Origin of the sequence: Roseburia sp. CLA-AA-H209, assembly GCF_020687575.1 — a bacterium.
GTDB lineage: Bacteria > Bacillota > Clostridia > Lachnospirales > Lachnospiraceae > Roseburia_C > Roseburia_C amylophila.
In genome coordinates, this window is sequence record NZ_JAJEQU010000005.1 from 73,538 (window position 1) to 99,902 (window position 26,365).

36 protein-coding genes are annotated in these 26,365 nt (G+C 42.6%); 9 read left to right on the forward strand and 27 right to left on the reverse strand.

The features are described 5' to 3' along the window. Nucleotide 1: 1 nt before the first annotated feature. The 3 genes from LKD41_RS06295 to LKD41_RS06305 are packed head-to-tail and all read right to left on the reverse strand — an operon-like array spanning nt 2 to nt 2,246. On the reverse strand, nt 2-772 hold the full coding sequence (locus LKD41_RS06295) for an ABC transporter permease (protein ID WP_055056852.1): 771 nt from the start codon (nt 770-772) through the stop codon (nt 2-4). Continuing rightward, nucleotides 769-1,494, reverse strand: a complete 726-nt coding sequence (locus tag LKD41_RS06300) for an ABC transporter permease (protein WP_055056851.1) — start codon at nt 1,492-1,494, stop codon at nt 769-771. Before LKD41_RS06300 ends, LKD41_RS06295 begins: the two co-directional genes overlap by 4 nt. Next, nucleotides 1,491-2,246, reverse strand: a complete 756-nt coding sequence (locus tag LKD41_RS06305; RefSeq protein ID WP_055194899.1) for an ABC transporter ATP-binding protein — start codon at nt 2,244-2,246, stop codon at nt 1,491-1,493. Before LKD41_RS06305 ends, LKD41_RS06300 begins: the two co-directional genes overlap by 4 nt. A gap of 150 nt (nt 2,247-2,396) precedes the next feature. Here LKD41_RS06305 and LKD41_RS06310 point away from each other — a divergent pair, with 150 nt between their 5' ends. Together LKD41_RS06310 and LKD41_RS06315 are read left to right on the forward strand one after the other, a co-directional pair. After that, nucleotides 2,397-3,101 (forward strand): response regulator transcription factor, encoded by a 705-nt coding sequence (locus tag LKD41_RS06310; protein ID WP_055194901.1) that lies wholly within the window; start codon nt 2,397-2,399, stop codon nt 3,099-3,101. A 1-nt stretch (nt 3,102) separates the two neighbouring features. Then, the gene (locus LKD41_RS06315) at nt 3,103-4,509 is read left to right on the forward strand and encodes a sensor histidine kinase (protein WP_055194903.1); all 1,407 of its coding nucleotides are present in this window, start codon (nt 3,103-3,105) and stop codon (nt 4,507-4,509) included. Nucleotides 4,510-4,551: 42 nt separating this feature from the next. On the opposite strand, the gene LKD41_RS06320 is transcribed toward LKD41_RS06315, so the two are convergent. The 14 genes from LKD41_RS06320 to LKD41_RS06385 form a co-directional block, all read right to left on the reverse strand. Further along, entirely contained in the window at nt 4,552-5,175 is a 624-nt protein-coding gene (locus LKD41_RS06320) for a CatA-like O-acetyltransferase, family 2 (protein WP_173729010.1), read from the reverse strand. A gap of 12 nt (nt 5,176-5,187) precedes the next feature. Then, nucleotides 5,188-5,823 carry a GyrI-like domain-containing protein gene (locus LKD41_RS06325; protein ID WP_173729009.1) on the reverse strand — a complete coding sequence of 212 codons (636 nt, stop codon included), beginning with the start codon at nt 5,821-5,823 and terminating at the stop codon, nt 5,188-5,190. A 36-nt stretch (nt 5,824-5,859) separates the two neighbouring features. Then, complete coding sequence (locus LKD41_RS06330; RefSeq protein WP_173729008.1) at nt 5,860-6,438, reverse strand: HEAT repeat domain-containing protein; 579 nt, start codon at nt 6,436-6,438, stop codon at nt 5,860-5,862. A gap of 41 nt (nt 6,439-6,479) precedes the next feature. Further along, nucleotides 6,480-6,812, reverse strand: a complete 333-nt coding sequence (locus tag LKD41_RS06335) for a DUF3795 domain-containing protein (RefSeq protein WP_173729007.1) — start codon at nt 6,810-6,812, stop codon at nt 6,480-6,482. Between the two features lie 21 nt (nt 6,813-6,833). Next, nucleotides 6,834-7,016 carry a DUF4177 domain-containing protein gene (locus LKD41_RS06340; protein WP_015518009.1) on the reverse strand — a complete coding sequence of 61 codons (183 nt, stop codon included), beginning with the start codon at nt 7,014-7,016 and terminating at the stop codon, nt 6,834-6,836. Nucleotides 7,017-7,044: 28 nt separating this feature from the next. Beyond that, entirely contained in the window at nt 7,045-7,440 is a 396-nt protein-coding gene (locus LKD41_RS06345) for an SRPBCC family protein (RefSeq protein WP_015518008.1), read from the reverse strand. Nucleotides 7,441-7,458: 18 nt separating this feature from the next. Then, nucleotides 7,459-8,106, reverse strand: coding sequence for a flavin reductase family protein (locus LKD41_RS06350; protein ID WP_173729021.1), 648 nt, complete (start codon nt 8,104-8,106; stop codon nt 7,459-7,461). Nucleotides 8,107-8,134: 28 nt separating this feature from the next. Then, nucleotides 8,135-8,584 carry a hypothetical protein gene (locus LKD41_RS06355; protein WP_227700738.1) on the reverse strand — a complete coding sequence of 150 codons (450 nt, stop codon included), beginning with the start codon at nt 8,582-8,584 and terminating at the stop codon, nt 8,135-8,137. A 22-nt stretch (nt 8,585-8,606) separates the two neighbouring features. Beyond that, nucleotides 8,607-8,801: a nucleic acid-binding protein gene (locus LKD41_RS06360; protein ID WP_173729005.1), complete on the reverse strand. Its 195-nt coding sequence runs from the start codon at nt 8,799-8,801 to the stop codon at nt 8,607-8,609. A 51-nt stretch (nt 8,802-8,852) separates the two neighbouring features. Next, nucleotides 8,853-10,430 (reverse strand): hypothetical protein, encoded by a 1,578-nt coding sequence (locus LKD41_RS06365; RefSeq protein ID WP_173729004.1) that lies wholly within the window; start codon nt 10,428-10,430, stop codon nt 8,853-8,855. A 28-nt stretch (nt 10,431-10,458) separates the two neighbouring features. Continuing rightward, nucleotides 10,459-11,133: an ABC transporter ATP-binding protein gene (locus LKD41_RS06370; protein WP_227700739.1), complete on the reverse strand. Its 675-nt coding sequence runs from the start codon at nt 11,131-11,133 to the stop codon at nt 10,459-10,461. Between the two features lie 11 nt (nt 11,134-11,144). Beyond that, on the reverse strand, nt 11,145-11,417 hold the full coding sequence (locus tag LKD41_RS06375) for a hypothetical protein (protein WP_227700740.1): 273 nt from the start codon (nt 11,415-11,417) through the stop codon (nt 11,145-11,147). Nucleotides 11,418-11,510: 93 nt separating this feature from the next. Beyond that, nucleotides 11,511-12,806: a tyrosine-type recombinase/integrase gene (locus tag LKD41_RS06380; protein ID WP_117347818.1), complete on the reverse strand. Its 1,296-nt coding sequence runs from the start codon at nt 12,804-12,806 to the stop codon at nt 11,511-11,513. Nucleotides 12,807-12,892: 86 nt separating this feature from the next. Next, nucleotides 12,893-13,522 (reverse strand): helix-turn-helix domain-containing protein, encoded by a 630-nt coding sequence (locus LKD41_RS06385; RefSeq protein WP_117347817.1) that lies wholly within the window; start codon nt 13,520-13,522, stop codon nt 12,893-12,895. A 175-nt stretch (nt 13,523-13,697) separates the two neighbouring features. Here LKD41_RS06385 and LKD41_RS06390 point away from each other — a divergent pair, with 175 nt between their 5' ends. From LKD41_RS06390 to LKD41_RS06415, 6 genes are all read left to right on the forward strand, one after another. Beyond that, nucleotides 13,698-13,928 (forward strand): helix-turn-helix domain-containing protein, encoded by a 231-nt coding sequence (locus LKD41_RS06390; RefSeq protein WP_002578307.1) that lies wholly within the window; start codon nt 13,698-13,700, stop codon nt 13,926-13,928. Between the two features lie 145 nt (nt 13,929-14,073). Then, the gene (locus tag LKD41_RS06395; protein WP_002578306.1) at nt 14,074-14,388 is read left to right on the forward strand and encodes a DUF3847 domain-containing protein; all 315 of its coding nucleotides are present in this window, start codon (nt 14,074-14,076) and stop codon (nt 14,386-14,388) included. A 328-nt stretch (nt 14,389-14,716) separates the two neighbouring features. Continuing rightward, nucleotides 14,717-16,438, forward strand: a complete 1,722-nt coding sequence (locus LKD41_RS06400; protein WP_009243741.1) for a MobA/MobL family protein — start codon at nt 14,717-14,719, stop codon at nt 16,436-16,438. Further along, nucleotides 16,377-17,126, forward strand: coding sequence for a DUF6040 family protein (locus tag LKD41_RS06405; RefSeq protein ID WP_009243742.1), 750 nt, complete (start codon nt 16,377-16,379; stop codon nt 17,124-17,126). The genes LKD41_RS06400 and LKD41_RS06405 overlap by 62 nt, the downstream gene beginning before the upstream one ends. A 155-nt stretch (nt 17,127-17,281) precedes the next feature. Further along, nucleotides 17,282-17,740: a MarR family transcriptional regulator gene (locus LKD41_RS06410; protein WP_108817235.1), complete on the forward strand. Its 459-nt coding sequence runs from the start codon at nt 17,282-17,284 to the stop codon at nt 17,738-17,740. After that, nucleotides 17,730-19,049: an MATE family efflux transporter gene (locus tag LKD41_RS06415; protein ID WP_109214827.1), complete on the forward strand. Its 1,320-nt coding sequence runs from the start codon at nt 17,730-17,732 to the stop codon at nt 19,047-19,049. Before LKD41_RS06410 ends, LKD41_RS06415 begins: the two co-directional genes overlap by 11 nt. 133 nt (nt 19,050-19,182) lie before the next feature. Here LKD41_RS06415 and LKD41_RS06420 read toward each other — a convergent pair whose 3' ends face one another. The 4 genes from LKD41_RS06420 to LKD41_RS06435 all read right to left on the reverse strand — a co-directional run bounded on the left by LKD41_RS06420 (nt 19,183) and on the right by LKD41_RS06435 (nt 20,694). Beyond that, the gene (locus LKD41_RS06420) at nt 19,183-19,419 is read right to left on the reverse strand and encodes a DUF6061 family protein (RefSeq protein ID WP_002578301.1); all 237 of its coding nucleotides are present in this window, start codon (nt 19,417-19,419) and stop codon (nt 19,183-19,185) included. 284 nt (nt 19,420-19,703) lie between these two features. Continuing rightward, nucleotides 19,704-19,898, reverse strand: coding sequence for a hypothetical protein (locus tag LKD41_RS06425; protein ID WP_227700741.1), 195 nt, complete (start codon nt 19,896-19,898; stop codon nt 19,704-19,706). After that, entirely contained in the window at nt 19,895-20,098 is a 204-nt protein-coding gene (locus LKD41_RS06430) for a helix-turn-helix transcriptional regulator (protein ID WP_227700742.1), read from the reverse strand. The genes LKD41_RS06425 and LKD41_RS06430 overlap by 4 nt, the downstream gene beginning before the upstream one ends. Nucleotides 20,099-20,220: 122 nt before the next feature. After that, nucleotides 20,221-20,694, reverse strand: a complete 474-nt coding sequence (locus LKD41_RS06435; protein WP_015518001.1) for an SLOG family protein — start codon at nt 20,692-20,694, stop codon at nt 20,221-20,223. Nucleotides 20,695-20,837: 143 nt separating this feature from the next. On the opposite strand from LKD41_RS06435, the gene LKD41_RS06440 reads away from it, so the two are divergent. Next, a complete protein-coding gene (locus tag LKD41_RS06440; RefSeq protein ID WP_021950633.1) occupies nt 20,838-21,170 on the forward strand; it encodes a helix-turn-helix domain-containing protein in 333 nt (110 codons plus the stop codon). A gap of 61 nt (nt 21,171-21,231) precedes the next feature. Here LKD41_RS06440 and LKD41_RS06445 read toward each other — a convergent pair whose 3' ends face one another. From LKD41_RS06445 to srtB, 6 genes are all read right to left on the reverse strand, one after another. Then, a complete protein-coding gene (locus LKD41_RS06445; RefSeq protein ID WP_173728728.1) occupies nt 21,232-21,951 on the reverse strand; it encodes a hypothetical protein in 720 nt (239 codons plus the stop codon). Further along, nucleotides 21,944-22,813: an ABC transporter ATP-binding protein gene (locus tag LKD41_RS06450; RefSeq protein ID WP_173728726.1), complete on the reverse strand. Its 870-nt coding sequence runs from the start codon at nt 22,811-22,813 to the stop codon at nt 21,944-21,946. Before LKD41_RS06450 ends, LKD41_RS06445 begins: the two co-directional genes overlap by 8 nt. Beyond that, nucleotides 22,794-23,177 carry a GntR family transcriptional regulator gene (locus LKD41_RS06455; RefSeq protein WP_155219444.1) on the reverse strand — a complete coding sequence of 128 codons (384 nt, stop codon included), beginning with the start codon at nt 23,175-23,177 and terminating at the stop codon, nt 22,794-22,796. Before LKD41_RS06455 ends, LKD41_RS06450 begins: the two co-directional genes overlap by 20 nt. A gap of 163 nt (nt 23,178-23,340) precedes the next feature. Beyond that, nucleotides 23,341-25,077 (reverse strand): CHAP domain-containing protein, encoded by a 1,737-nt coding sequence (locus tag LKD41_RS06460; protein ID WP_173728724.1) that lies wholly within the window; start codon nt 25,075-25,077, stop codon nt 23,341-23,343. 118 nt (nt 25,078-25,195) lie between these two features. Continuing rightward, nucleotides 25,196-25,558, reverse strand: a complete 363-nt coding sequence (locus LKD41_RS06465; RefSeq protein WP_244093018.1) for a cysteine-rich VLP domain-containing protein — start codon at nt 25,556-25,558, stop codon at nt 25,196-25,198. Continuing rightward, the gene (gene srtB, locus LKD41_RS06470; RefSeq protein ID WP_022278663.1) at nt 25,518-26,339 is read right to left on the reverse strand and encodes a class B sortase; all 822 of its coding nucleotides are present in this window, start codon (nt 26,337-26,339) and stop codon (nt 25,518-25,520) included. The genes LKD41_RS06465 and srtB overlap by 41 nt, the downstream gene beginning before the upstream one ends. Nucleotides 26,340-26,365 lie beyond the last annotated feature (26 nt).

A 26,365-nucleotide genomic window follows, 5' to 3' on the forward strand; every position in this document is an offset into this window, starting at 1 on the left:
GTTATCTCCTTTCAGATGCGCCGTATCGCATACAGGATACGACAAGTGCCAAAATAGTGATTCCGACTGCAACAGGCAGCCACGGAAGCCAAGCGATTTGTGTTTCATAAACACCTTCAGCAGCTCTCCCATACGCCACCATTATCAGATAGAACGGGTAGCTCATCGGGTAGGCAAACCAGATTTTTGTGTTTATCATAAGCACGGAAGGTACAATCGAAGCCAGACCGATACCGACCGAAAAAATGGGAGATTGAATTAAAGTGGAAACCGCAAGGTATACAGCAGCCATTGGAATTGCAGCGGCATAGATACTACATACATTTTTGCAGACATATAATGGCTCAAGGATAAAATTATAATCCTGCGTATGGGTAACGATTGCCGCACAGATATAGTACGCTCCTATGGACATAACCATCTGAAATGCCGCCAACAAAATCAGGACTGTGAATTTAGCAAGACATAGTTTCGTTGTGCTAATCGGCAGGGACAGCATTTTCAAAATCCCTTTATTGGAGCGTTCCGTTTGATTCAGCAGTACCGTACAGATGACCAGCGACGCCGGGATCATAAACCAAACCATACCCATAAAGCCCTGAATGAAAAAGTTGTTTTCCGGCGTAATCGGGATTCCTCTCAGGTCGAAGTTCATATCCGCATTGATAATGCTTGGAATCCACATCATAATGACAGGGATCAGCAAGATCAATAAGATTTTGGAGCGGCGGATTTTTTTGAGTTCCACTCCGACTAATGATAAGAAATTCATTCAAAACACCTCCTTACTTGAAGATAAAGGACTTCTGCAATACCGAACACGACCGTTTCAATCCCGCAAACAGCTAAAAATAAGGCTGTGCGGCTATTTTCCACTGCCGCAGAGAGCATTTGATACGGGGAAGCAAACGGGAACAGGCTCAACACAATATTATCCTGCGGAAGAATGGAAAGCGTAAATACTAAAATCACGCCAATACCAAGGGATACCCACATATTCTTACAGGCAGACGCAATAACCAGCATAAGCATTACAGTCGGCAGCGTAACTATAATTTGGAAACCTGCGGTTTTCAATATTTCGGTCAGGTCAAACACATAACTTGGAAACCAATACTTTGCACAGCCGACTAAGACTGCCATTTCTATGACCACCATTGCGGATAATACCAAAGCGGCAATTAGAAATTTTCCAAAGAACATACTACCTTGACGAATGGGCAGCACCGACATTTTCTGCATACCGTTATCGGCATATTCCGTGTGGTACATCATACAAGCGCCGCAAATGGAAATGAGAATATTCAACATCGCCATCATCTGCCAGTTCGCAGACATCAGTATGTTAATCGGATTGCCTGCGAGTGCAGTCATTTCCTCTGCTTTTACCATCATATAGACAACCGGAAAAGCTGCTGCAAGAAAGCCACCTGCCAAAAAAGCAGGAAGATAGCCTGTGCGCTTCAGCTTTTTGGATTCTATTAAGAGACTCATACCGTACCTCCTCTCCTGCGATTATCTTCATCAATCATAGCAAGGAAAGTATCTTCCAGATTATCCGTTGGAAATCCGGCGGCACGAGCGCTTGTTTTCAATTCTTCCTTTGTTCCTTCAAACAGCAGATGACCGTGATTCAGAATACCAATATCGTCAGCCATAAGTTCTACTTCAGGAAGCAAGTGAGAAGAAACCAATACCGTGCAGTCATATTTCTGCGGCAGGGAACGAATCAGGGTGCGTATCTCGTGAATACCCACCGGATCGAGTCCATTGGTCGGCTCGTCGAGAATCAGGATCGGCGGTCTGCCGATCAAAGCGCCTGCCAAACCTAAACGCTGCTTCATACCAAGAGAATATTTCTTTGCCAGTCTTTTTCTAAATTCAGTTAAGCCGACAAGCTCCAGAGCGTCATCGACACTGCTTTTTGGAAGCCCAAGAATTTTCCGTATAATTTCAAGGTTTTCCTCTCCGCTCAGATTCCCGTAAAAGGCGGGTGCTTCTATAAATGAGCCAACTTCCTTCAAAATGGGAACTCGGTCTGAAGGGTATGTTTTTCCGTCAATATGAAAGCTTCCTTCTGTCGGCTGCGTCAAACCGAGAAACATTTTCATCGTTGTGGATTTTCCCGCTCCGTTCGGACCTAAAAATCCATAAACACTTCCTTTGCGAATATGGAGATTCAGATGGGATACTGCCGTGAAATCGCCGTAGGTTTTCGTCAGATTTTGAGTTTCGATTATATTCATATTGTGAAATCTCCTTTCCTTTGTTGTCTTTAGTATAAAGGCGCAACCTTGTGTCAACCTTCTCTCTATCTTACATTTACCTTACATTTGAACTGCACTGCGAAAATGCAGGAATGATATGCTATAATATAGAAAAAGGAGAATTGCATTATGGACTATGATTACTTAAAATACAAAAAAATCCTCATCGTAGATGATGAGGCTGATCTGCGTGAAATGGTAACATCTATTTTAGAGCAGGACGGTTTCAAAACAATCAAGACTGCTGGAACAGTAGCCGAAGCTCTGAAAATATGCAGGGATTGGGAGCCTGATCTTGCCATTCTCGATGTAATGCTGCCCGATGGGAACGGCTTTTCTCTGTTTGAACAAATGCGGACTTTTACCGAAGTCCCAGTTCTCTTTTTAACTGCCCGTGGAGAAGATGAGGACAAGCTGAAAGGATTGGGACTTGGTGCAGATGATTATATGGTAAAGCCGTTCCTGCCAAAAGAATTATCCCTGCGTATCGGAATCATTCTGCGGCGGTACTACAAAGGCGAAGATCCTATCGTCCAACTTGCCGGAAGCCAAATTGACTTTGACCGTGCCGAAGTGATAAAAGAAAATAAACATTTCCCGCTGACTGCAAAAGAACACGATATACTGCTGGCGCTCTACCGCAATGCGGGAAGAATTGTAACCATCGATCAGCTCTGCGAAGCTGCGTGGGGAGATAATCCATACGGATATGAAAACTCGCTGATGGCGCATATCCGCAGAATCCGAGAAAAAATTGAAGCTAACCCGTCAAAGCCGGTATCCCTCATTACGGTAAAAGGCTTAGGCTACAAGTTAGTATTAACGGGGAAATGATATGAAAGATATTACGAAACTCATTCGGCGGTTTGTAGGCATATTGCTGTTAAGCACAGTCTTGGTCATCGTCCTTAACATTATTATTCTTGCTGCTATTTCCGCAAGTCAAACGGCAAATGGCAGACCGTGGACGACTGCAAAAGAAACTGCTGAAGCTTTACAGAAAACAGAAACGGGATATATCTTATCCGGCGATATGACGGAGCGGTTAAGCGGGGAGAATGCGTGGGCAATCTATATAGATAATGACACATTAGAGGTAAAATGGCACACGGAAAATCTGCCGGATACCGTTCCTCTGCACTATACGATCTCCGACATTGCAAGTCTGACACGAGGATATATTGATGGATACCCGACCTATACGGGAGAATGCGAAAATGGATTGGTCGTTGTCGGCTATCCGAAAGACCGATATTGGAAACATATGTCTCCGAGTTGGGATTATGATTTCATCAAAAACGCCCCGTATACTGTCCTGATTGTAATCGGTGTGAATGTTTTTTTGATTTTCCTGATTTATATGATCGCCAATTCCAAGCTGCTGAAATCCGTTAAACCGATTACAAACGGCATACAGGCGCTACCTTCAGGTGAGCCTGTTTATGTCAAGGAAAAAGGACTTTTATCCGACCTTGCCGCTAAAATCAATCAAACATCGGATATTCTCCAAAAACAGAAGCGAAACCTGCAAAGAAAGGAAACAGCAAGAGCAAACTGGATTTCCGGAGTCTCTCACGATATTCGCACACCACTTTCTATGGTAATGGGATATGCCGGACAGATTGAGGACAATGAAAGCCTACCGGAAAGCGAAAGGAAAAAGGCACGGATTATCCGTCAGCAAAGTACAAAAATGAAAAATCTCATCAATGACCTGAATCTTGCCTCGAAGTTAGAATATAATATGCAGCCGATCCATCCAGAGCCTGTCAATCTCGTAGCAATCGCAAGACAAAGCGTTGTTGACTTTATCAATTTAGATATGGAAGAAAAGTATCCGATAGAATGGAATACAGATGAAGCATTGACTGCCTGTGTCATAAATGGAGATAAAGAGTTGTTGCGGCGGGCAATCGGAAATCTGATTACAAATTCTCAAACGCACAATCCTGATGGCTGTACGATTTCAGTATGCGTCCGAAAAAGCGATACAGAATATAAAATCGTCGTAGAAGATAACGGCGTCGGCGTTACCGATGAAAAGTTAGAGAAACTCAGGACTACGCCCCACTATATGATGAGTGACAGCGGGACAACCGAGCCACGGCACGGCTTAGGGCTTTTGATTGTCGGACAGATCGTTTCCGCCCATAATGGTACAGTGTCTTTCGATCACGGCAAACAAGGTGGATTTGCCGTTACAATTTCTTTCCCTATTCCAAAGGATAGTCATACTCAATAAATGTTAAAAACCGTAGAGCTTCAATGAAAGCCCTACGGTTTTTTACTTCAGCAGATTGATTTCATCTTGCAAGTTCTTCAAAAATGTGCCTGCGTGAGCGCCGTCCATCTGCGTGTGATGGAACTGGAAAGAGAGAGACAGGTAATACCGAAGCCATTTCTTTTTGTATCTGCCCCAAATAATAAAGGGATTGTTGAAAATGCCGCTGTTCATACCAACAGCTCCGTCGATTTCCGTATCTATGATGGCGGAAGTGCCGATGACCATACTGTTTTCGGATAAGTCCCTGTCCTGACACCTTGCGGCGACCTGTGTCGTATATTTCAGATACTCCTCGTTGAATTGATTTAACTCGGCTTTATAGGAAAGGTCGCAGGAGCTGACTTCGCCCTCTTTGTTTTTCACGATGGTATTGACTGCTATGGTGTCATACTGTATGAGCTTATCGCCAACCGGAAGGATGTAAAATTCCTTTACCCCTGCGGCAGCTCTGCCGATACAGTAATCGAGCAACATATTAAATTTCAGATTTCTTTTCCTGCTGACCTTGATCAGATTGGTCACATCAAAGGTCTTGAAAAAAGTGACCATTGGATTGGGCGCTTTCATCCAAAGCGCATACGCCGCAGCCCTTGTCGTATTTTTGGGCTCGACTTCTTTTGGCATACTAACCTCCGATTACTCCGCTTTCCGGATCGGGTGGCGCACGACCGTTTTCAGTCTGCTCACATCACATTTTCTCGGATCGCTCAGATAGATTTCGTGATGGTATCTTGTATCCGTAATATCCAGTTCGTACCCATTTGCTTTCATATAGTCGTGCATTAAATCAACGGTGGCTGGCTCAGCGTCATACGAGCCGATGTGCATACACTGAACGCATAACCCCTCGTCATAGGGGAAAAACTCAACTTTAGAAAAATCCTGCTTTTTCTTTTTTGTTGCTTCCTGAACTGCCCACTCAAAATCTTCCTTCGTTACGAAATCTGGCAGTCGGATCATAGAGATAAAGTGCATATCTTCTTTTCTGGCGTAATCAAGTCCCTGTGTGTTTTCTTGCCACCAAAGCCCTTCAAGGGGCGGCACGACATACTCAAAGAAGCCCTCGATCTTATGAGTTCCCTTGTAGCTCATCTTTATGGTAAAGGCAATTCCATATAACAAGCCGATGGAGCTTTTATATTCCCCGTTTTCCTCATTGGGATTGCCTTTTCCCCGGACTGCGATGTAGTTCATTTTCGGAATCTCTATAATACCGGGCTTGTTCTTCGGCATATAAAATTCTTTATATTCTTTCTTGTAGTCAAAAGCCATTTCATTCGCTCCTTTTCAAGCTCGACAACTTAGGATTTATAGATATTTTCTTTTGATTTTTTTAGCTGCATTGATTGCTACCTTCTTTATCCAATTATTCTCAGAATTACAGTACATTTCAATATCTGATAATACTTCAGGATTTCCGCATTTTCCTAATGCCTGTAAAGCGTGACCTCTTACTTCTTCGTCATTTAAGAGACTGACCAAACAGTTTAATGATAAATCCGACTTATATTCTCCCAAAGAAAGCACTAACATTTGCCGTCCAGTACCATATTTTTTGCTTGATGACAACTCGATCAGCTCTTTTTCTATTGTCATACTGTGTATAATATTGATTGAATTTGCAATCGCCCAACGGTAATAATTATTCTTTGCACTTTTAAACTCTGTTAACAACTTCGGTATTGCTTCTGTAAATCCCTTTACCCCTAAACAACGTACAACAAATTCTTTATCTCTTTCATCAGATAAGTAGTCGAGCAATTCTAACAAATAAGGAATAAGTTTTCTATCTTTATGAGATATATTAAACAAATCATTGATATTGTTTATGGCATATCCATGCTGTTGCAGTTCATTCATTATTCTTAATTTAGTTTCTTCTGTCATTTCCTCATCACCACAAATTCCAATTTGATACTCTATGTATTCTATCCTTTCAAATTCTCCAAAGCCACCGGATTGTTTTCGAGGATCGCTCCAACAGTCGGGCAGTTTTCTAATTTCGGACAGTCGCCGCAAGTGGAAACGCCTTTATTTAACGCACACTTCCGAATCCCACACAGACTATCGCAAAATACCGTTTTCGCTCCGTTCATACGGCAGCCCTCGCAGTTAATATGTTCCGGCAGAATGGGGGCGTTGTTTAACTCTGCCCACAGTTTCGCCGTTTTCTCCCGCAAAACCTGATCGTCATTGATGGTTGCTGTGTATGCGTCGCATTTTTCGCAGTCCAATCCGCAGTATCCGATCATATCTTTCATAGGTTATACGCCTCCTGTCTTTTATTCTTCATCATCAATTTCACGCTCAAAGATCGAATACTTCCAGTCATCAGTTCCGGAAATCAAACGCCAGCCCTGTTTTCCATATTCATTGAGCTTCTCAATATACCGATCCAGCTTAATATGAACATTAAATGATGGCTCTGCGCTTAAATCAACTGTCATATACTCATACTTCTTCATAACAAACCGCCTTCCTATATATAAGTCTTTATGAAAAATTTTTCATTATATCCGCAACAAACTGTGTCTGCTGCTTTCTCAAATACGATTTCACAAAAGGCTTCAGCAGCCATTTCTTCGCTTTCACTTGTTCCGTAAAATCTATCTCTGTTTCATCGCCTTTGGCAGTGAAAATGCCAGTCCAATGACCTGTCATATTGCTGTTTTCCATATCAAATTCCCATCGTCTGTATGGCTTAACAAGCGTCACGGTAAAGGTCGTAGGGTAGCCGTTTTTGGTATATTCGATAAATTGCTTGTCGCTTATCGCTTCTGTTTTACTCAAGTCGCTTCTCCAAGCAGCGTAATTCTCCGTATTCAACACCAGCTCCCACACTTTTTGAAGTTCGCCGGGGATCAGCGCTTTTATATTTGAAACCGCCATTTTTGCTCTCTCCTTAAATCAGTCGTATTTCTCAATATGCACGGTGGCAATCGCCGACTGATTTGGCTCTCCGGTAACAAGGTCTTGCGGCGCAGGCACGAGCAGCATAAATCCGTCCTTGCCATATCTTAATTCATACCCTTGTGCATACGCTTCTTCCACAGAGATGTGCTGTACCTGTCCGATGACCATAGCCGTAATACCTGCACCGCTTAAATCCTGTATATCTTTCAGGGTACATTCCATCGTGAGAAACGCTTCATTGATTACAGGTGCGTGAATGGTTTTGGCGTTGGAAACAGTAAAGCCTCCTGCTGCAAATTCGTCATCGTCCCATTCATTCTGATGAATGGTATTTACCAACCTGTCATAACAGCTTATCGGGAGAAAATTAATGCAAAAGCATTTTTCTCTTTGGATATTGGCATAGGTGTGGGTATGCTGATACAGGTTGCCCATCACAGCGAAAAAAGCGGTCTTATCTCCGTGAAAGCAGCTCCACGAATGAAAGCACACATTCGGTTTCCCGTTCTCTTTCCAAGTCGTGACAGCAAAGAGAACGGTCGGTATTCCTGCTGTTACTTCAAAGTGAGAGAACAGCTCAAATTCTTCCGGATAGGCTGGCTTAAAATACTGGGGAAAATCCTTTTCAATCTCGATCTTCATCATTATGCCTTTCTCTAACCTGAGTAGATTACGACTCATTTGGGATAAAGTATAAGGAATAGCCATCTATATTGATTGGTAGTGTTGGAATCTCTGAGCCATCATAGTATTCCGTAGGAGCTACGGTAGCATAGCCGGTCACTCCATCAATGATAATCTCATAGTCCGTTCCCTTCGGCGTTTTCTGCATTACCTCATAAGTGCCGTTATATGTCTTGCCGTTTGTGGTATCCGTTATCGTGATTTCTCCATCTTTAGCAGTCAAAGTCATATCCACGATTTCAGCGTCAGGATACAGCTCGTCAGCTTCTCCTACGGCAACCACGAGTTCATCCTGATATTGGGCAGCTTCCGTATCATTGCTCATAACCGTTCTCATTTTCCACTCATAATCTTCCATCTTCACGACATCAGCATTGCAAGCAGAGAGAGCGAATACGATGAATGACATCAAAAACACAGATAAAATCTTTTTCATTTCATACCGCCTCCATTTACCGTCACAGCTTCTCTACATCTTCCACATAGATGGAGACTTCGCCGCACTTGGGACAGATTGCTACCTTCGGCTTGCCGATTCTGCCGCCGAACAGCTTATTTTCGTCCGATGACATTACAATTCCGTATCCTGCGCCTTCTACCTTGATGGCGCAGTTTTCTTTCATTTCCGTTCCACATCTGAGACACTTTCTCATAAATAAATCCTCCGTTTCTTTTTATGGATTTCCGGCGGTAAAACCGCCCCGTTATGTTCTCAGCCTAAAGGTTTTCGGCGCAAAGCGGTATACCAAAATGCTGGCGACAATACTGTAAAGCACACAGAAAACAATCGTCATTATTCCAAATATCATAATCGGCATACGCAGCCGCATAAGAGCAAAACAGACGACATAGGTTACTGACAAAACAATCCGATATGTGCCGCTTTTCAGCTCCGTCCCTGCATTGTAAGGCTGGAGCAGATAGTAAATCGTCAGGTAATGAATCGAGAAAAACAGGCTCATACACAGGATGGAAACAACCAGCACTACATAGTTCAGCGGATTGTCCGTCCCTCCGGTGGCAAACAGGATCAGCGCCAGTCCGATACCGATCACGAGCGCCGGAACAGCGTTGATTTTCATAATCTCACGCAGGCGAATCTGAAACAGCCGCAGGATAAAGCTTGGCTGCTTATAAAACGAATAGGTCAGCAGGCTGTGATCGCAGTTCATAAAAAGCGCCTGTGTAAAGTTCGTGCCACGGTTGATAGCGTACATTATAAATACAAAGTACGGAAGCCAAGTCATCACGATTTCGTTAATGACGGTTTTTTCTTCGGGCAGCAGATAGACGCCTGCCAGCACGGCGGCGACAAGGAAAGCGCACACATAGGAAATCTTCTTTGTCGAGTTCCAGAGTATCTTTTTATGCCTTTTGATAAACAGCTCATTCAGATACTCGAAGCCCTTGCGGTTGCTGCTAATGGAAGTATCTGCGGATATTTTCTTTTCATTTGCCTGTTTGATAAGCTTTGTCTGTGCCGTGCTGTCCATCTGATTGGTCAATCCGGCTAATAATTCCTTGTTGATTGCGTAATAATCACGGAAGGTAGTGAGCCTTGTGATACTTGCCATACCAAGGGGAATACACGCTAAAAATATAACCATTGGTACGACCGCAGGCAAAGCAAAACCAAAGGCGGGCGGAGCATAGGCTGCGGCTAAAAGCAGGGCGATACAGCACCACACATATTTGGACAGCTTATTTTCGTTGTAGCCAAATCCCCTTTTCTCATAATCCCACAGGGTAACAGCCGCCGCAAACAGCTTCATACCCGCTATGCAAAGGGGCAGGAGCAGACAAAACCACAAAGGTACGCCTCTGTCCATACCGAACAGAATCGTAAAGGGCAAAAAGCCCACAACGACCTTCAGGATGGAGTAGAAATAGTTTACAAGCGTATATTCTCGTGCGTCCATTTTCATCAGGATCATCGCATAATATTTATCCTTTGTCGGATTGAAAAGGTGTGTGTTTACAAAGCTGCCGATTACCGTGAGAATCAGCAGGATATGCAGGAACACCTCATTCTCCGGCAGTCCGTTATAAAGGATACCGATACCGCATACCATCGTGATAAAGTAAAGGAACTTGCCGAGGAATACAGAAACGATTTCCCACAGCACGGACAAAATGTTTGCAAAGATTTTCAGCCCCTTTACCTGATACAGCGTTGCCGGAAGCAGCCGCTTTACGAGCGGTATCTGCTTTAAGGAAAACAAGACACCGTTGACACGGTATGTATTTTTCAGGGAAAAAGATATTTTAAGCGTCTTATTCATTTCCTTCCTCCCTGAGTGCCGCAATGATTTAATCCTTAAATTCCCTGCTGTCCAGATCGGTTTTCTCCACGACCTCCAGTTCGCCGTGATTAAGCAGCACAATCTCATCGCAGAGGTCAAGCGCCAAATCCATAATATGAGTGGAGAAAATGGTAATGCGGTCTTGTTTCAGTGAACGGAGCAGTTGTTTCATTTCTTCCGCCACAACCACATCAAGGGATGTCAAAGGCTCGTCGAGCAGCAGGATATTCGGCTGAGCGATGATATTGATGAGCATTTGCATTTTGTTTTTCATACCGTGGGAGTAGTCCTTGAGCAGTTTATCCCTGTCCTCCGGCTCAATACTCATATAATCGAAATACTCGTCAATGCTTTTCGGATTTTTGATAGACTTCTCGTTGATGTCCATAAAGAATTTCAAAAACTCCCTGCCTGTAAGAAACTCCGGCACGGTCGGGGTAGAGAGTACATATCCGATGTCCTCTGCGGACACCTCACGGCGGACGCCGTTTTCATCTTCTATATAGAAATTGCCGCTGTCCGCCTTCAAATCCCTGTTCAAACAGTTAAACAGCGTTGTTTTTCCAGCGCCGTTTCTGCCGAGCAGCCCATAAATTTTCCCTTCATCAAAAGTAAAATCAATATCTCTGAGAACTTCCTTTTTCTCAAAGCTCTTTGACAAGTGTTCAATCACAAATTTCATAATATCCTCCGTCACATCTTATGCTGGTAATATGCCATCAAAATAAAGTCAAGGATTGTTTTCAGCAGGAAAGCGCCTACAAGAGTAAGAACAGTCCATATGGGTGCGTCGAAAAAAATACATACCCAAGCACCTGCCATCAGCAGCCAGTGCAGTATCTCTCCGGATATTGCCTGCGCTTTGCTGCGAATGAGCTGATTGCGCTCATCTTTTTCTTCAATCTCATTGATTTTCATCAAATCGGAATTTGTGGAGAGATTTCCTGAACTTTCCTTATTTTTCAAGGCTTACAGCCTCTTAGATAGTGAAATGATATGTATTTTCCCTTATCTTTGCCCTTATGCGGAATCCGCAAGGGAAATAAGGGAAATTTTTAGTTAAGCATTGCTCACTACTTTATCAAGAAGTCTTGCGGAATCCCGTTTTGCTTTTCTTGTTGAGTGAGCGTAAATATTCATTGTGGTACTGACATCAGAGTGTCCTAACAGTTCCTGTACATCTTTCGGTGCAGCCCCATTGGAAAGCAGATTGCTGGTGTAGGTGTGACGTAACTGGTGGAAATGGAAATCTTCAAATCCTTCCAGTTTCTTTGACACTGATCTGCATACAATGCTGAGTGTACTCGGCAGTTCCAAAGAGCCATCCGGTCTTAAGCAGACAAAGGAGATTTCTTTGTAATCTGCCGGGACTTCCTGCGTTCCGTCAAGGTGATAGTATTCATAATAGACTCTGTTTTTCACATGAACTTCTTTGTAGTAATTGCGGTGATATAATTCGCCATACTGCATCCGGTTTTTGAGTTGTTCCTTTCTGGCAGCTTTCAGTATTTCAGTCAGGGTATCGCCAAAATCAACAATCCTAACTTTTTTCCGCTTCGTTGGTCCAATAATGTTTTTGTGTTTCATGCCGTCGTAGCGGATACTGCGTTTTATGGTCAGGCATTGTTCCTCAAGGTTAATGTCCTGCCATGTAAGACCACAGGTTTCTCCGATACGGAGCCCGGCATAATACGCAATCTGAATCGGTAGAATGGCAGGTGGGTTTTTCTTTTCCAGATACTTGATAAGTTGCTCGTAATCATCATGCGAAATCGGTTGTGTGCCTTCTTCCACTTCATCATCGGAAAAGAGGTCAACTTCCTCTGCCTGTCGTTTCAGTTTGATATATTGCATCGGATTGAAACTGATTAGTTGTTTTGGAAATACTGCAAAACGGAATGACTGCTGTAACACTGCGGAAAAAGAATGGATATAATCTTTGCTGTATCCCTTTCTTACTTTCCCGTCTGGAAACTCACCACCGAATGTAAGCAGATCAAGAAATGCCTGTAAATGTTCGGCAGTAACTGTTTTCAGTTTGCGGTCTGCAATCGGGTGTTTTTTGATACAGCGGATTGCACCAAGATAATTTTCCACTGTGCCGTTGCTGAGTGTCCCGGTTTTCAGTTCTTCTTCCGCCCACATATCCAGAAGCTCTCCTACCGTAAGGCTGTCTGCCTTTGCGACAAACTTCTTATTTTCGTAATCTTCCAGTGCTTTGCGGAGAAGTTTTTCCGTCTCACTTTTACTTTCGGTTCCAGCATATTCTTTCTGAACCATTTTACCGCTTGCATCTTCTACATAGAAGCGATAGTACCATTTTTTTCCTTTTTTTCTAACAGATCCTTTTGCCATAATTGTATTTCTCCTTTCGATATCAGACAATCGGAACTGTTGAAATGCTTCTTGCGTGTAAGTATATCACAACTCCGGTTGTCTTACTATACCGATTCAGAATCCTCATACATAACTTCGGATAAAAGATTGGCAAGTCTTTGTTCGGCTGCTTCCGGTTTCTTTGAATAGAGCCTTATCACATCTGCCATATCGTTAAATGCGTTGACAGTATGTGTGATCTCTCTGAGAAACATAATCTCATTATATTCATCTTTCGATTCGAATCCCATTACTTTGGCAATGTCCGCATCTTTGGTACTGCCTTTGTAATTTTTACAGGCGAACTGAAACGAATCCAGAAACAGTTCATATTGCTTTAACATTAACAGCAGTAAGTCTTTAGAAAAAGCGTCTTCTGTTTTATTAAGATCAAGAGGTAACTGTTTGAGAATATCGCCCATCACATCACGAATCTGCAATTCCTTCTTATCCGTAATATCAGTTTCATATTCATCGGTTTCCCCTTTGAGCCATTCAATCGATACATGAAGTGCTTCCGAAAGACCTTCCAGTACCATCTTTTTGGTATTGTCAATCGAACCATTCTCATAACGCAGGATTGTGGAAGCGGTAACTCCCATCTTCTCTGCGACATAAGGCTGTGTCAGATTTAATTCGAGACGGCGCTGTTTTGCCCTGCTGCCGATCAGCTTGCGTAGTTCTTTATCTTTCATGCTGATGTGCCTCCTTTTTCGGTATGTCATTACTATACCACGCAACAAAATATATTGCAATATGCAATTTATAGAAAACGAATGAAATTTCATAATGCTTGACAAAGCAATATAAACACGCTATACTGACAGCACAAATGAAATTGCATAATGCAATTTAAAAGGAGGTGGTCATATGACACAAAGAAAGATTGCCTTATCTATTGAAGAAGCTGCTGATTATACGGGAATCGGCAGGAACACCCTGAGAAAACTGGTGGAATGGAAGAAACTTCCGGTATTAAAGGTTGGGAGAAAAGTCCTGATCAAAACGGATATGCTGGAACTTTTTATGGAAGCCAACGAGGGCAGAGACTTGAGGGATAAGGGAAATGTGAAAGCAGTCACAAGAAACGGTTCAACTTAAAAAAGCGGTTCCCGAAGAAACCGCCAAAGGTTCTATCAGACCGGAGTCATGATATACCTACACGCAAACAGATTATACCATGTACTTCGTCTGACAGACAACAGGAAACTTATGTTTGGAAGAAAAAGAAAGGACGATGATATTTATGGCAAGATCAACAAAGAGTTATGAGGAGCGTATGCTCCAGTTGGAAAAGAAAGAACAGGAAAGCCTTGAGAAAGCAAAACAGTATGCAGCACAGAAACGGGAACTGAAGAAACGTCAGAAAGATGTGGAAACTAAAAAGCGGACACACAGGCTCTGCCAGATTGGTGGTGCGGTGGAATCGGTGCTGGGTTCTGCGATTGAGGAAGATGATATCCCAAAGCTGATCGGCTTCTTAAAAAGGCAGGAAGCAAATGGGAAATTCTTCTCAAAGGCAATGCAGAAAGAGCCAGTTGCGAATACGGAGGAAGTGTAATGCCGGAGGGAGTGGATTTTCCATTCCCTTCATTGCTTTTTCATGAAGGGCGCACTTATGGACAACCAGAGGTCGTCCGTATAAGTTTGCCACAGGTGGCAACCGGTCTGCGCTTATGCTTGCCGGGCTCGTTCCGTCGGCGGGGCTTTCAGCCAGACCTGCTCATGCCGCAGGAGGCACTCTTCGCCAGAGGGGCGCATTCCATGCAGGCTGTTATGCACAGGGCACTCTTACGCAGAGGGCGTTCCGGCAGATACCATTTTCTTTTTGGGAAAACGTTACCTGCCGGAAATCAAAGCCGGATACGGCAGAAAGGGGGAAACGGAGCATGGCGATTTTTCATTATACAGTAAAGATTGTTGGACGCAGCAAAGGGAAATCCATCATATCAGCATCTGCGTATCTCAATGGTGATGTGATGAAAAATGAAGAAACAGGCAGGATCAGCTACTACACTGCCAAAAAAGAAGTCGTTTATACCAGCCTGTTGATGTGTGAAAATGCACCACAGGAATGGCTGAACGTACCTGCTGAAAATATCAGACGGTTTCAGAAATCTGCCCGATATAAAAGAGCAGATAACAAAGATGCTGCACTGGGAAAATTTAAACTTACTTTTCAGAAACAGCGTTTATGGAATGAAGTTTTGAAGATTGAGAAGACCTCGGATGCACAACTCGGCAGGTCATTTGAATTTTCGCTTCCGAAAGAATGGAGCCGACAGGAACAGATTGATTATACAACTGAATATATTCAAAAGACCTTTGTAGATAAGGGAATGTGTGCGGACTGGAGTATCCACGATAAAGGAGATGGAAATCCCCATGTGCATTTACTTGTGACGATGCGACCATTCAATCCAGACCACTCATGGGGGAACAAAGAAATCAAGGATTGGGAGTTTGTCAGAGATGAAAATGGAAATATTGTGGTGGATGAATCCCATCCGGACTGGTGGCAGGATAAAAAGAACCCTGACCGTCATGGAATCCGAATCCCCGTACTTGATGAAAATGGAGTCCAGAAAGTCGGGACAAGGAACCGCAAACAGTGGAAACGTGTATTAACCGATGCTACCGGGTGGAACAATCCGAAAAATTGTGAGCTATGGCGGAGCGAATGGGCAAACGTCTGTAATGCACATTTGAAAACGGAAAATCACATTGACCACCGTTCTTATGCAAGGCAGGGAAAATTAGAGATACCGACGATCCATGAGGGCGCAGATGCCAGAAAAATTGACGAGAAATTTCAAAACGGACAGACATCCTCTACTTCATGGAAAGTAGAGGAAAACCAGATCATAAAAAGACAAAATGCACTGCTGGATAAAATACAGATTTCTTTTGGAAAAGTATCCAGTGCATTAACACAATGGAAGGAGCGATTGCGTGACATTAGAAGAAAGCCGGGAAGTCATTCCCATGATGGAGACAATGATAAACCAGATCGAGGAACAGCAGAATCTTATGGCAGAGATGGTACAGGAATTGCAGGAACGGGACAGGCAGCTCCTGTCTTTTCAGGAGCAGAACCAGAGTTTAAAAAGCTTAAACAGCGAATTATCCAGGCTGCTAAATCTTTTGCCAGATACAGAAGAACTGCTCTCACAGATCGAGCAACAGAAAACCAGAATCGAACAGTTGGAAAACGAGAATCAGCAATGGCAGGAATTAACGCAGAAGCTGAACAACGAGAACAGCTTATTGCAGAAACAGAACAGCGAATTGCTGACCTTAAACAGCAGATAGAGAAAGCGAGGGAGATCGATGAGCGAATGCAGAAACTTAGAGAACGTCGGGCAGGTGGAAGAACTTCTGCTGATGACCGAACAGATGCAGGACGAACTGGATCAGAAAGACCAGACAATCCAGGAACTAAACAGGCAGCTAAGCGAATCGCTGACCTTGAACGAGAAATTGAACAGCGAAAACAGAGCCGAGAATATCGAAGCATTGCGGACAAGATTAAGGCAAACAGAGGAACGATTGACCAGCGAGACAGACAGCAGGAAAAGAGCCGACGCAGAAGCCGTGGCATGGAAATTTAAGTATGAAAAAGCAGAGCAGGAAAAACTTTATGCACAGACACACCAAAAGACGGTAGAGGTAGCTGTTGAGAAAAAAGTGCCTTATGAGAAATGTGAAAAATGTGACCGTACTGCTTACCGGAAAGCAAAAGAAAAATGCGATAGCCGTAAAAGCCAGTTAGAAAAGAAATATAAAAATATGACGATTGGTTATGAAAGTATCTTGTTTCTACTGGCATGGTACAGCATAACAACAACACTGTTTACTGCGATTCTTTCGCCGGTTTTCCTTAACGACTGTATCGTCTTTTTCGGTGCGTTAGGAAAAGGAATGGGAAGTTTATTTCGGGAGTTTGTGACAGGTGCAGACTCTTTCGGACAGTTAAGCAGTGGAATACCTAACAGTATTCTTTCCGGGATTGTGTACTGGCTGATTGCCGGTACTGTCATGGCAATTTTATTCGTAATAACCGGGTGGCTGATAATCGGGATTGGTTATCAGGTAGGAAAAATCTACCGGAAATATTGTTGGGATATCATCAGTATCGTGGTAGCGATAACGAGTACAGCTGTTGTAATTTACTTTGGAGAATGGATTAAAAACGCTAATCCGATAAATCTTATTGTATTGCTATTACTGTCGCATATTATTTATATTGGAATCAGATGTTATGTGAAAGACTGGATGGAAGAACGAGGATATTATTAAAAGAGGACAGGGAAATTTCATAATCTTCCTGTCCTTAGTAAGGGACTATTGATTGTTTATATAAAGAAAAAGTATATAAATAAATCTTGACAATTAGTACGAACTCGGACTATACTATAAAAGTCCGGATTCGTACTAATTTAAGGAGAAAAAAGATGAGAAAAGATAATAATATGATAATACAGTTGCAACGATATTATGCTTTATGGAAAGAATGTACAGCAATGTATGAGGAATGGTCAAAGGATCAGGGACTGTCTTCAAATGGAGTTTTTGCTTTGTATTCATTTTATGAAAGTAATGGAAGATGCACGCAGAAAATGATAAGTGAAAAATGGAATATACCTAAGCAAACGGTAAATACGATACTAAAAGATTTTCAGAAAAAAGGATACATCAATATGGTATCTGATGATTCAGACAAGAGAAATAAGCTGATATGCCTCACAGAATCAGGAATGGAATATACGAAAGATATCATAGAAAAACTGCACTCAAAAGAAATATATGTAATCGAAAAAATGGGATTAGAGAATATAGAAAGTCTTAATGATAATACAGAGCTGTTTATCAGACTTTTCAAGGAAGGAGATTGTAAGAAAAATGAATCATAAATCATTATTTTTTAAATATGTTATTCCATCTATTATAGCATTTGCATTATCAGGAATATATGCGATAGTGGATGGATATTTTGTAGGCAATACCATAGGAGATGCTGGACTTTCGGCTATTAATATTGCATATCCGATTGTGGCTTTGATTCAGGCTCTTGGAACAGGAATTGGTATGGGAGGAGCTGTTTATTACTCAATTAATGCAGCAGAAAAGAAAGGAAAACGGGCAGAAGAATTTATTGCTACAAGCTGGTGGCTTCTTGTAATAGTAAGTGTTATCAGTACCATAATTATTTACTCCTTTTCGTCTAAAATTTTAGGATTGCTTGGAGCAGATGGAATTATATTAACAAATGCGACAGATTATATCAAAATTATAGCACTTGGAGCAATATTGCAGATTCTTGGAACTGGAATGATGCCATTCATTAGAAATTATGGAAACTCTTTCTGGTCAATGTTTGCGATGGTTGGTGGATTCATAACCAATATTGTTCTGGATTTTATCTTTGTATGGATATATGAAATGGGCATGAAAGGTGCAGCCACAGCTACAATAGCCGGACAGGGTGTGACTGCAGCAATTGCAATCATATACGCATTATATAATAAAAAGTTTTATGTGTATGTATCCTTAAAAAATGTAAAAGAAATGTGTGGCGCTATATTCAGAGTAGGTCTTGCACCATTTGGGCTAGCATTGACTCCTAATATTTCATTGGTGTTTATAAACCGATTCTCCGCTTCTTATGGGGGAGAAAAAGCTATTGCAACTTATGCATGTGTATCCTATATTATCTGTATCATATATCTCATATTGCAGGGCGTAGGTGATGGAAGTCAACCTTTAATGAGCCGTTTTTATGGTGAGAAGGATCAAGAAAGCCTGAGAGGAGTTCAGAGAATGGCATACATTTTTGCAATAATTCTTGCTGTTTGTGGTGGAATTATCATGTATGTAAACAGAGCAAATATTGGAGGGGTTTTCGGAGCTTCTTATGAAGTAAGTATTGAGATTTCTAAAATTGTACCTATATTTTTAGTGTCATTACCATTTGTTGCGATTACCAGAATAGCGACAGCTGGATTTTATGCTACTGAAAAAAGTGGATTGTCATACATTCTTACATTCATTGAACCAGTATTGATGCTGATATTTATGCTTGTTTTACCACCTTTATTTGGTGGACAGATTATGATATGGTGGAGTACGGTATTGGCACGTGTTTTTTCAGCGATTCTGGCATTCATACTAATAAAATATTGCGAAAAGGGAGATTTGCAATATGGAATACAGAAAATTTAACAATCAGATAGTAGCAAGAATAATCTAGGTTTATCTATTGTATTTTTAAGGACAGCCTCATAGCAATAGGGCTGTCCTTTTAAAATTATGAAGCTAATTTTTAATAAATTCTAGTAGATTTTGATTGGAATAATCATAACTCTAATGAATCTTCAGCATCTACCCACATCTGTAAATTCCCATCAAGATATAACCTTGCATATTCTAATGGCTCATCGATTGCAAGCGATGTCAAAGCACAATCAGATCCAGGTGTGGTTCTTAAATTTTTTTCTGCTTCCCAACAATCAATACGGAGTATATAGCCCGTATTAGTATATACATCAATGCTGTTGCACTGTGGATTGTATTCTGCAAATATTGTTCTCATCGTATCCCATCTCCTTATCATTTAATCAATCAGTAGTAGCAAAAATTAAGAAGCATTTCAATCAGTTCACCATGTCACTTTTATTTTGTGTTATACTGTCTTATAGATTTTTCTTGCCCTTGTATTTGCCCTTATCAGAGTGCATAAACACTGATGGGACGATATAACACAAGGGAAATAATAAGGGAAAGCTCACCTGCGACAAATCCAGTGTTTTCAAGGGGGTGCGAAGAATTTAATAATAAAATATAACAGTTATTAAATTTCTTAAAACAGGTGAAATCTCAATCGGGATTTTTTGCGCCCCACAGAGCGACGCACCATTTCGCAATCCCATAGCCGAACAATCCGGCACCTATGCCGATCATTGCGCCGCTTTGCGAATCGCTCAAACAGTCCTGTAAAAGAAACCTTGCGCTCAGAGCCAAAGCAATGCCGACTATGCCGATTACAAGATATATTCCGGTTTTCTTCTTCATTGCTTTCCCTCCTCGTAAATGAAAATATCTTCAATGCTCATATTAAAATACCGTGCAAGCTTAAACGCCAATGTAACTGAAGGATTGTATCGTCCGTTTTCCAACGAGCCGATGGTCTGCCGGGATACTTCCAGTGCGGCAGCCAGTTCTTCCTGCTTGATTCCCCGTTCTTTCCGGATTTCCTCTAAACGGTTTTTCACGGTGCGCCTCCTTTCTATGGAAAGCCAGCTTTCCATATCTCTATTATAGCAAAGAGGGCGCAAATGTCAAGTATACTTTCCATTCGGAGATGAACTTTTTTCAATCTTCCCATTCTTCACATCTATTGAGCAGCTAAGTTTATCACTTGCACATTGTTTTGCCGAGCATAATTTACCGTATATGCAGTCCCGCCTTTCTCCTGTGTTAAATAGGCTATGCAGACGCTGCTGCCATTTACCAAATGGCGGTTTCTTTTGAACATACAGCCCCGAAAATAGTCGTGAGAAGTATATACTACCTTATCCGCCTGACTTTTGATCTCCTCATAAACCGCTATATCATCTTTGCTCCAGCCTTTTGTCTGTGTGGTACATGGAAGGACTAAAATCAGCTTGATATGCGAATATCGCTTTCTCAAGGATAAAACGCATTGAGCAGCCAGCGTATCAAAGCCCAATGCTCCGCCTGCGCCAAAGTACATATATCCTTCTTCTATCAGTCGAAGCAAGGTGTTTTTTAACCGCTGAGAGAGTTCCGGTATGCTCTCCGGCGGTATTTTTCTATGTCCGGTAAAGCAAGCCGTTTTTCCCCTCATTAAAGTTCACCAGCCAGTTCAAAGCCTAAAAGCACAAAAAATCTAATTATAATACTCATAGTATATCAAAGTCAACAATAAATATCAATAGTCTGTGGAACTACGGAAACAATATTTATAGACTATGAATGGAGGCTGGAACTATGAGTGAAATTGCAAAAACAATCGGACAGCGTGTCCGCAATTATAGAATTGATAAGGGATTGAGCCAAGAGAAGCTTGCTGAGTTATCCGGTTGCCACCCTACTTATATCGGGCAAGTGGAACGAGGGGAAAAGAACGCCACTCTTGAAAGTATCGAAAAGATTGCTTCAGCTATGAATGTCTCGCTTGCTCAGCTTTTTGAGAAGATAGGCGAAAGCAGCACCGACAGCTATCCTATGAAATGTTACGAGCTGGTCGCAGCAAAAAGTAAATCCGAGCAAGAACATCTATATAAGATGTTAGTTGAAATGGATAAATATAAAAATCAATAAAAGCGGAAAAAATATACGGTGTTACCCAAGTGGGTAGCACCGTATTATTTTGGGTATAGTTTTATTTTAATTCTGTACGGCGGATTACAGCATATGAGCCAATTCCAAAAAGAGCTCCGATTATGAGAAATGATAGAATTGGGAAAAACTGATTTATTGTACCATCGCTCATAAATCCTACTGCTCTCATCGTCAATTCCATAGCCTTGCTTACAATTTCATCTGAGAATACAAACTGGAACAACGCCATAACAAGAAGAATGATTCCAGATATTCCAACTCCGATCAAAAGAGAAATTGTTTTTCCAACTCTGTTGATGACTAAAATCGCTAAATAGAAAAGACTGCAAAACATCAAATATAAAGCAGTAAGCCATAACCAGTTTATAAAAATATTTCCGAATCCATAAAGGCTACTGTATAAGGTAAAATAGTTACTGTTGAAGAAATGAAGAGAGTTACCGATTATGGTATCAATAAGTGCCATTGTACCCGCCAGCAATGTAAACATACAAACAGTCGCCCCAAAAATATATTTTCGGGTATATCCATTTTGGAGCAACGCCTTGAAATCTTCTTTGTAGCCTAATACGCCTATAACACTGACAAAAACAACAGAACTGAACTCTAAAGTATTTGAGCCAGTTTCATTTCCTTTAGTACAAATTGCAACAATCGTAAAAATGAGAGCCACTATCAAATATTGGATCAAATAGAAAATTCCTATTGCCTTTACTTTAGTTAAGTATTCATATAAAACCGCAGATTTTAATTTACTCATTTTCGCCGCCACCTTTCTCTGTCATCTTGACAAACAGTTTTTGCAAATTCATTGCCGTAACTTGCAGATTGCTTCCTTGAGGTAAAGCCGTTTTTTCTCCTAATACATAGGCAATTTTCAAGCCGCCCAACTCGTCATATCCGATGACATTCTTGCCTTCACAATAATGGTCAACTTCCTGAGCCACCCCGGAAATGCTATATCCTTTTTCAAGCAGTTCCTCAACCGTTTCCTGAAGAAGAATTTTCCCTTTATCAATCAAGACAACTTCCTCAATAATATTGGAAACTTCCTCTATCAGATGTGTCGCAATAATAAGCGTCCGCTCATTGTTCTCAAATTCTTTAAGGAGCAGGCTGTAAAACAGTTCCCTGTGGTTTGCGTCAAGCCCCAGAACCGGCTCATCAAAGATTACATACGGAACATTCAGTGATAGCGCAATAATCAGCTTGAAAATGGACTGATACCCTTTCGATAACGCCTTAAACCTTTTGTTAATATCAAGATTGAACTTTTTGGAAAGTTCAAAGGCTTTATCCAGATCAAAATCGTTATAAAAACGATTTGTCCACTTGAAATGATCCTTAACCTTCAAATCTCTGTCATATAAATCCGCTTCACTCATGCAAAAAATCTTTTCGTGGACACCCATATTTTCTTTTGCAGGAATACCATCAATCAGGACTTCGCCCTGATCTGCAAAAATCCGGTTTGCGATAATATTGATAAGGGTAGATTTTCCTGCCCCGTTTCTTCCTAAAAACCCATATATTCTCCCGAACTCAAAGGAAAAAGAAATATCGTCAAGCGCTGTGACATCTTTATAGCGTTTCGTTATATTTTTAATTTGAATGGCATTCATTGTCATAACCCCTTTCTATCAAAGAAATAATATCCTCTTTAGACATTTGCAGCTTCAATGCTTCGCTTATTAAAGTCGAAACATACTGCTCATAAAACTGACTTTGCCGTTTTTGTCGAATTTTTTCGACTGCACCTTCTTTCACAAACATTCCAAGACCTCTTTTCTTGTAGATGATTCCCCCGTCAACCAGCACATTCATTCCTTTTAGAACAGTATGTGGATTGATACTGAGCAGCGCAGAAATTTCATTTGTCGATGGGATTTGTGTTTCTTCAGGAAAAGCACCAGTAAATATAGAATCTTCAAGCTGCTCTGCGATCTGAAGAAAGATCGGTTTATCTATATTCGGATTTACATTCAATCATAGCACCTCCTACACCTGCTTGTTTGTCTGTTAGTTGAGTAACTAACTATCTTACAAGCAAAGTATACCCACTGAGATTCTATTTGTCAATACCTTTTTGCGAATTTTTATGTAATTAAGCCGCCTGCATTTAAGCAAGCGGCTCGTTTTTGCCCTCCGATCAATAGGCAGGTGCACCGTAGCCGAGTATTTCGTAATACCCAACCGGATAACTATTCTGACGAACAGAATCCCCGGAGTTGCCCTCGACCGTGTAAACTCTGCCGTTTTCTACTTTTTGGACGATACCCGTATGGTCGGATAATCCGTCCTGACCGCTTTCGTCCGCCCAATCGAAGAAGATAATCATACCCGGCGTAGGCTCGGCGCTGTTATCCAGCCATTGCCCTCTGTCCTTAAACCATTGTACGCCGTTGACGCAGCCTGCGTATTTCGGAATTACACCAGCGTCAATATACCCGCATTCATTAGCGCACCACGAAACGAAGCAAGCGCACCACTCTACACGGGAATTAAAACCGTACCAAGACCAGTACGGATCGCCGCCCATTGTTCCGATTTGGGAAAGCGCAACGGTTACGATCTGATCGTCTGTCCCCGTAATCCCGTAAAGCACCTGCGACCACAGCGAATTGTTTTCATCGGCAAGCAGCTCTGCAAGATACTCTTTCTGTTCCTCGTTAAATCCATACTGCGCCGCCATCTCATCGGCGGTCTTATGGCTGACCGTGATATACAGATAGGTTTGCGTGACCGTGCTTTCCGTCTCCACGATATTTCCGTGACCGTCATCGGTTTCGGTAATGACCGTCTCGGTTTTGGTGTCGGTGCTGGAGCTTATTTCGTTCATCTCCCAAAAGATGTCCGTGAGAAGCTGCTTTTTCGATTCGTCCATCGTTGCGACCTCTTGGGGATTATCCGGATCGGTGTTGACCTTGACCGAGTATACCGCAAGCACCTCTTTCCAAACGGCACGGCTACCGCTCATTTCAAGGACATCATAGGATACCGAGCTTTTCTCCTCTTGCAGTTTGGTATTGTATTCGGTATTGATTTCCTGCACAACGGTCTGCATACTCATACCCGTGCCGGAATCCTCGCCTGAGAAAAAGATACCGAACACTGATCCGAGAAGCATACCGATCAGGCAAATCACAATAATGACCAAAACCGCTATCCAGCCGCCTGCGGCGATTGCGGCGATCAACGCTTTTGTTCCGGCGATAATCGCCTTGACCGCAAGCGCTATCGCTTTTGCGATTGCTTTCGCCGTAATAACGGCGGCACGAGCCGCCGCCCGTGCCGCCTGAACTGCCCTTTGAGAAGCCTTGACCGTAGCCTGCGCTGTTTTCTGCGCCGCCTTTGCGGTACGCTGTGCTGTCTTGACGGTCGTTTTAGCGGTGCGCTCTGCGGTTTTTACCGTTTTCTGCGCTGTTTTCGCCGAGCCTTTCCCAACCGTCTTAATCGTCTTTTTTCCTGCGGAACGGACAGACTCTTTTACTGCCTTCTTCGGCTGTTCCACCGCCTTGATACCCTGACCGACGCCTTTTCGTGGAGTTGCCGCCTGCGCCTGTTTTTGAAGCGACTGCGCCGCCCGCTTTTCCTTGAATTTCTGAATACCGTCCTTTGCCTTGACGATATTCTGCTTTGTCGCCTGAACGCCCTTGCGCCCCTGCTTGTCAAATTGGTGTACGGCTTCGTGGGAAACTCGGTCGGTACCGCTTTCCAAACGGTTGGAAGCGTATTCCTCCGCACTGCTTTCAGGGACATCAACGGAGTGTTCCGCTTTTTCTTTAGTCTGGATAAAGGTGGATTTCATACGCTCGGCGGCAACCGCCGATTTGTCAATCGTTTTGATCGTGCCTTTCGCTATATCCCTTGTCTTAATATCCGGCATAGAAAACCTCCTTTCCAAGCGCCTGTGGACGCTTTGAAGTAAAAAAAGAGGGGAAAAGGTATCAACACCTTGCCCCTCAAAGTACGAGGGCTGAAAAGCCGCTTAAATCAAGGACTTTTTACCCTCTATTTTTCGATTCTGTGCGCTTTTTCCTTGCGTACTCTGCCTGCTGCCTTTTGTATGCGATACCGGCGCATTTCTCACAATACTTTTTCCTGTTGCCACGCTTGATAATCGGAGCGCCGCAGGAAACGCACCTGTCAGGGTGCGTTCCAAGTATCTCCGCTTCCAGCGCCGGATCTGCCGGAAGTACCGCATTGCGGAAATACCTGCATAAAAACGAGTAGGATATACTCTGTACGCAGACGCAGCCTTCCCCTTCATCAAGAAGCAGGCAGTTCCCGTCATCATAATTAGCGCACAGCTTCTTTATCAGGGCATTAGCTCGGTATCTCTGCCGCCCCGTCATTTGCGGGAGCATTTGCACCACTGCTTTCTGTTACTTTTTTCGCCACAACGACAATCCTTCCGTTTGTACGGGAGTATTCACAGGTGGAAAGCGTGATCAGCTTGTCGCCGTACTCCGCCGATACGCCCGTGTCGTAAAGGGAAAGCTCTTTGCACTTATCAATATAAGCGTCAAACTCCTCCGGCGACTGAGCGTCCGTAAAGCGGTAATATTTGAAGGCTTCAGGGCTGTCGGTGTAGACAACGGTTTTGAAAACCGCAAGGATTTCATACTCATTTTTCTCTGTCAGGGTGTTAAAGGCAATCGTTTTATGTCCCCGCCAGAAATCCTCGTCCTTGAATTTTTCAAAGTCGGCGAACATCGAGCCGTTGTTCATATGATGACCGTAGATCACTAAATTGTCCGAAGGCTTTAGGACATCACAATCCTCCTGCACATACGGGCAGCCGTAAGAACTGTATTCTTTATCAAATCCACGCTTTAGATAGTAGTTCGGGTTATCCACCGTCTGCATAACTGGATAATTGATGTTCGTATCCTCCACGCAAATCCAACCGACCAAATCATTGTTTTGACGGTACAACTCGGTAAGCTCCGGCAGTATCGTCTTATCTTCCGAATAGATGATCGGCTCGGCAGGCTCGGTTTCGCTGTCCTCTACGAGCTGTACGAGGGAATCGTACAGCTGTTCCTGATGTTCCGCCTCCCTGTAATGGTCAATAATGAAATAACTGCTGACGCCGAGCAGGACGGTAAACGCCGTCATCAACGCAATACAAATCTTTTTTCTCATTGCCATATCCTTTCTGAAACAAGGGG

Coding starts and splice junctions, on each gene's coding strand:
- LKD41_RS06365 (WP_173729004.1), bottom strand. CDS start 10,430: ATGAATAAGACGCTTAAAATATCTTTTTCCCTGAAAAATACATACCGT.
- LKD41_RS06325 (WP_173729009.1), bottom strand. CDS start 5,823: ATGGCTTTTGACTACAAGAAAGAATATAAAGAATTTTATATGCCGAAG.
- LKD41_RS06435 (WP_015518001.1), bottom strand. CDS start 20,694: ATGAGGGGAAAAACGGCTTGCTTTACCGGACATAGAAAAATACCGCCG.
- LKD41_RS06320 (WP_173729010.1), bottom strand. CDS start 5,175: ATGCCAAAAGAAGTCGAGCCCAAAAATACGACAAGGGCTGCGGCGTAT.
- LKD41_RS06425 (WP_227700741.1), bottom strand. CDS start 19,898: ATGAAGAAGAAAACCGGAATATATCTTGTAATCGGCATAGTCGGCATT.
- LKD41_RS06465 (WP_244093018.1), bottom strand. CDS start 25,558: ATGCTCCCGCAAATGACGGGGCGGCAGAGATACCGAGCTAATGCCCTG.
- LKD41_RS06440 (WP_021950633.1), top strand. CDS start 20,838: ATGAGTGAAATTGCAAAAACAATCGGACAGCGTGTCCGCAATTATAGA.
- LKD41_RS06420 (WP_002578301.1), bottom strand. CDS start 19,419: ATGAGAACAATATTTGCAGAATACAATCCACAGTGCAACAGCATTGAT.
- LKD41_RS06415 (WP_109214827.1), top strand. CDS start 17,730: ATGAATCATAAATCATTATTTTTTAAATATGTTATTCCATCTATTATA.
- LKD41_RS06340 (WP_015518009.1), bottom strand. CDS start 7,016: ATGAAGAAGTATGAGTATATGACAGTTGATTTAAGCGCAGAGCCATCA.
- LKD41_RS06295 (WP_055056852.1), bottom strand. CDS start 772: ATGAATTTCTTATCATTAGTCGGAGTGGAACTCAAAAAAATCCGCCGC.
- LKD41_RS06330 (WP_173729008.1), bottom strand. CDS start 6,438: ATGACAGAAGAAACTAAATTAAGAATAATGAATGAACTGCAACAGCAT.
- LKD41_RS06355 (WP_227700738.1), bottom strand. CDS start 8,584: ATGAAAAAGATTTTATCTGTGTTTTTGATGTCATTCATCGTATTCGCT.
- LKD41_RS06310 (WP_055194901.1), top strand. CDS start 2,397: ATGGACTATGATTACTTAAAATACAAAAAAATCCTCATCGTAGATGAT.
- srtB (WP_022278663.1), bottom strand. CDS start 26,339: ATGAGAAAAAAGATTTGTATTGCGTTGATGACGGCGTTTACCGTCCTG.
- LKD41_RS06370 (WP_227700739.1), bottom strand. CDS start 11,133: ATGAAATTTGTGATTGAACACTTGTCAAAGAGCTTTGAGAAAAAGGAA.
- LKD41_RS06380 (WP_117347818.1), bottom strand. CDS start 12,806: ATGGCAAAAGGATCTGTTAGAAAAAAAGGAAAAAAATGGTACTATCGC.
- LKD41_RS06305 (WP_055194899.1), bottom strand. CDS start 2,246: ATGAATATAATCGAAACTCAAAATCTGACGAAAACCTACGGCGATTTC.
- LKD41_RS06360 (WP_173729005.1), bottom strand. CDS start 8,801: ATGAGAAAGTGTCTCAGATGTGGAACGGAAATGAAAGAAAACTGCGCC.
- LKD41_RS06450 (WP_173728726.1), bottom strand. CDS start 22,813: ATGAATGCCATTCAAATTAAAAATATAACGAAACGCTATAAAGATGTC.
- LKD41_RS06395 (WP_002578306.1), top strand. CDS start 14,074: ATGGCAAGATCAACAAAGAGTTATGAGGAGCGTATGCTCCAGTTGGAA.
- LKD41_RS06315 (WP_055194903.1), top strand. CDS start 3,103: ATGAAAGATATTACGAAACTCATTCGGCGGTTTGTAGGCATATTGCTG.
- LKD41_RS06345 (WP_015518008.1), bottom strand. CDS start 7,440: ATGGCGGTTTCAAATATAAAAGCGCTGATCCCCGGCGAACTTCAAAAA.
- LKD41_RS06335 (WP_173729007.1), bottom strand. CDS start 6,812: ATGAAAGATATGATCGGATACTGCGGATTGGACTGCGAAAAATGCGAC.
- LKD41_RS06390 (WP_002578307.1), top strand. CDS start 13,698: ATGACACAAAGAAAGATTGCCTTATCTATTGAAGAAGCTGCTGATTAT.
- LKD41_RS06385 (WP_117347817.1), bottom strand. CDS start 13,522: ATGAAAGATAAAGAACTACGCAAGCTGATCGGCAGCAGGGCAAAACAG.
- LKD41_RS06400 (WP_009243741.1), top strand. CDS start 14,717: ATGGCGATTTTTCATTATACAGTAAAGATTGTTGGACGCAGCAAAGGG.
- LKD41_RS06300 (WP_055056851.1), bottom strand. CDS start 1,494: ATGAGTCTCTTAATAGAATCCAAAAAGCTGAAGCGCACAGGCTATCTT.
- LKD41_RS06350 (WP_173729021.1), bottom strand. CDS start 8,106: ATGAAGATCGAGATTGAAAAGGATTTTCCCCAGTATTTTAAGCCAGCC.
- LKD41_RS06460 (WP_173728724.1), bottom strand. CDS start 25,077: ATGCCGGATATTAAGACAAGGGATATAGCGAAAGGCACGATCAAAACG.
- LKD41_RS06410 (WP_108817235.1), top strand. CDS start 17,282: ATGAGAAAAGATAATAATATGATAATACAGTTGCAACGATATTATGCT.
- LKD41_RS06445 (WP_173728728.1), bottom strand. CDS start 21,951: ATGAGTAAATTAAAATCTGCGGTTTTATATGAATACTTAACTAAAGTA.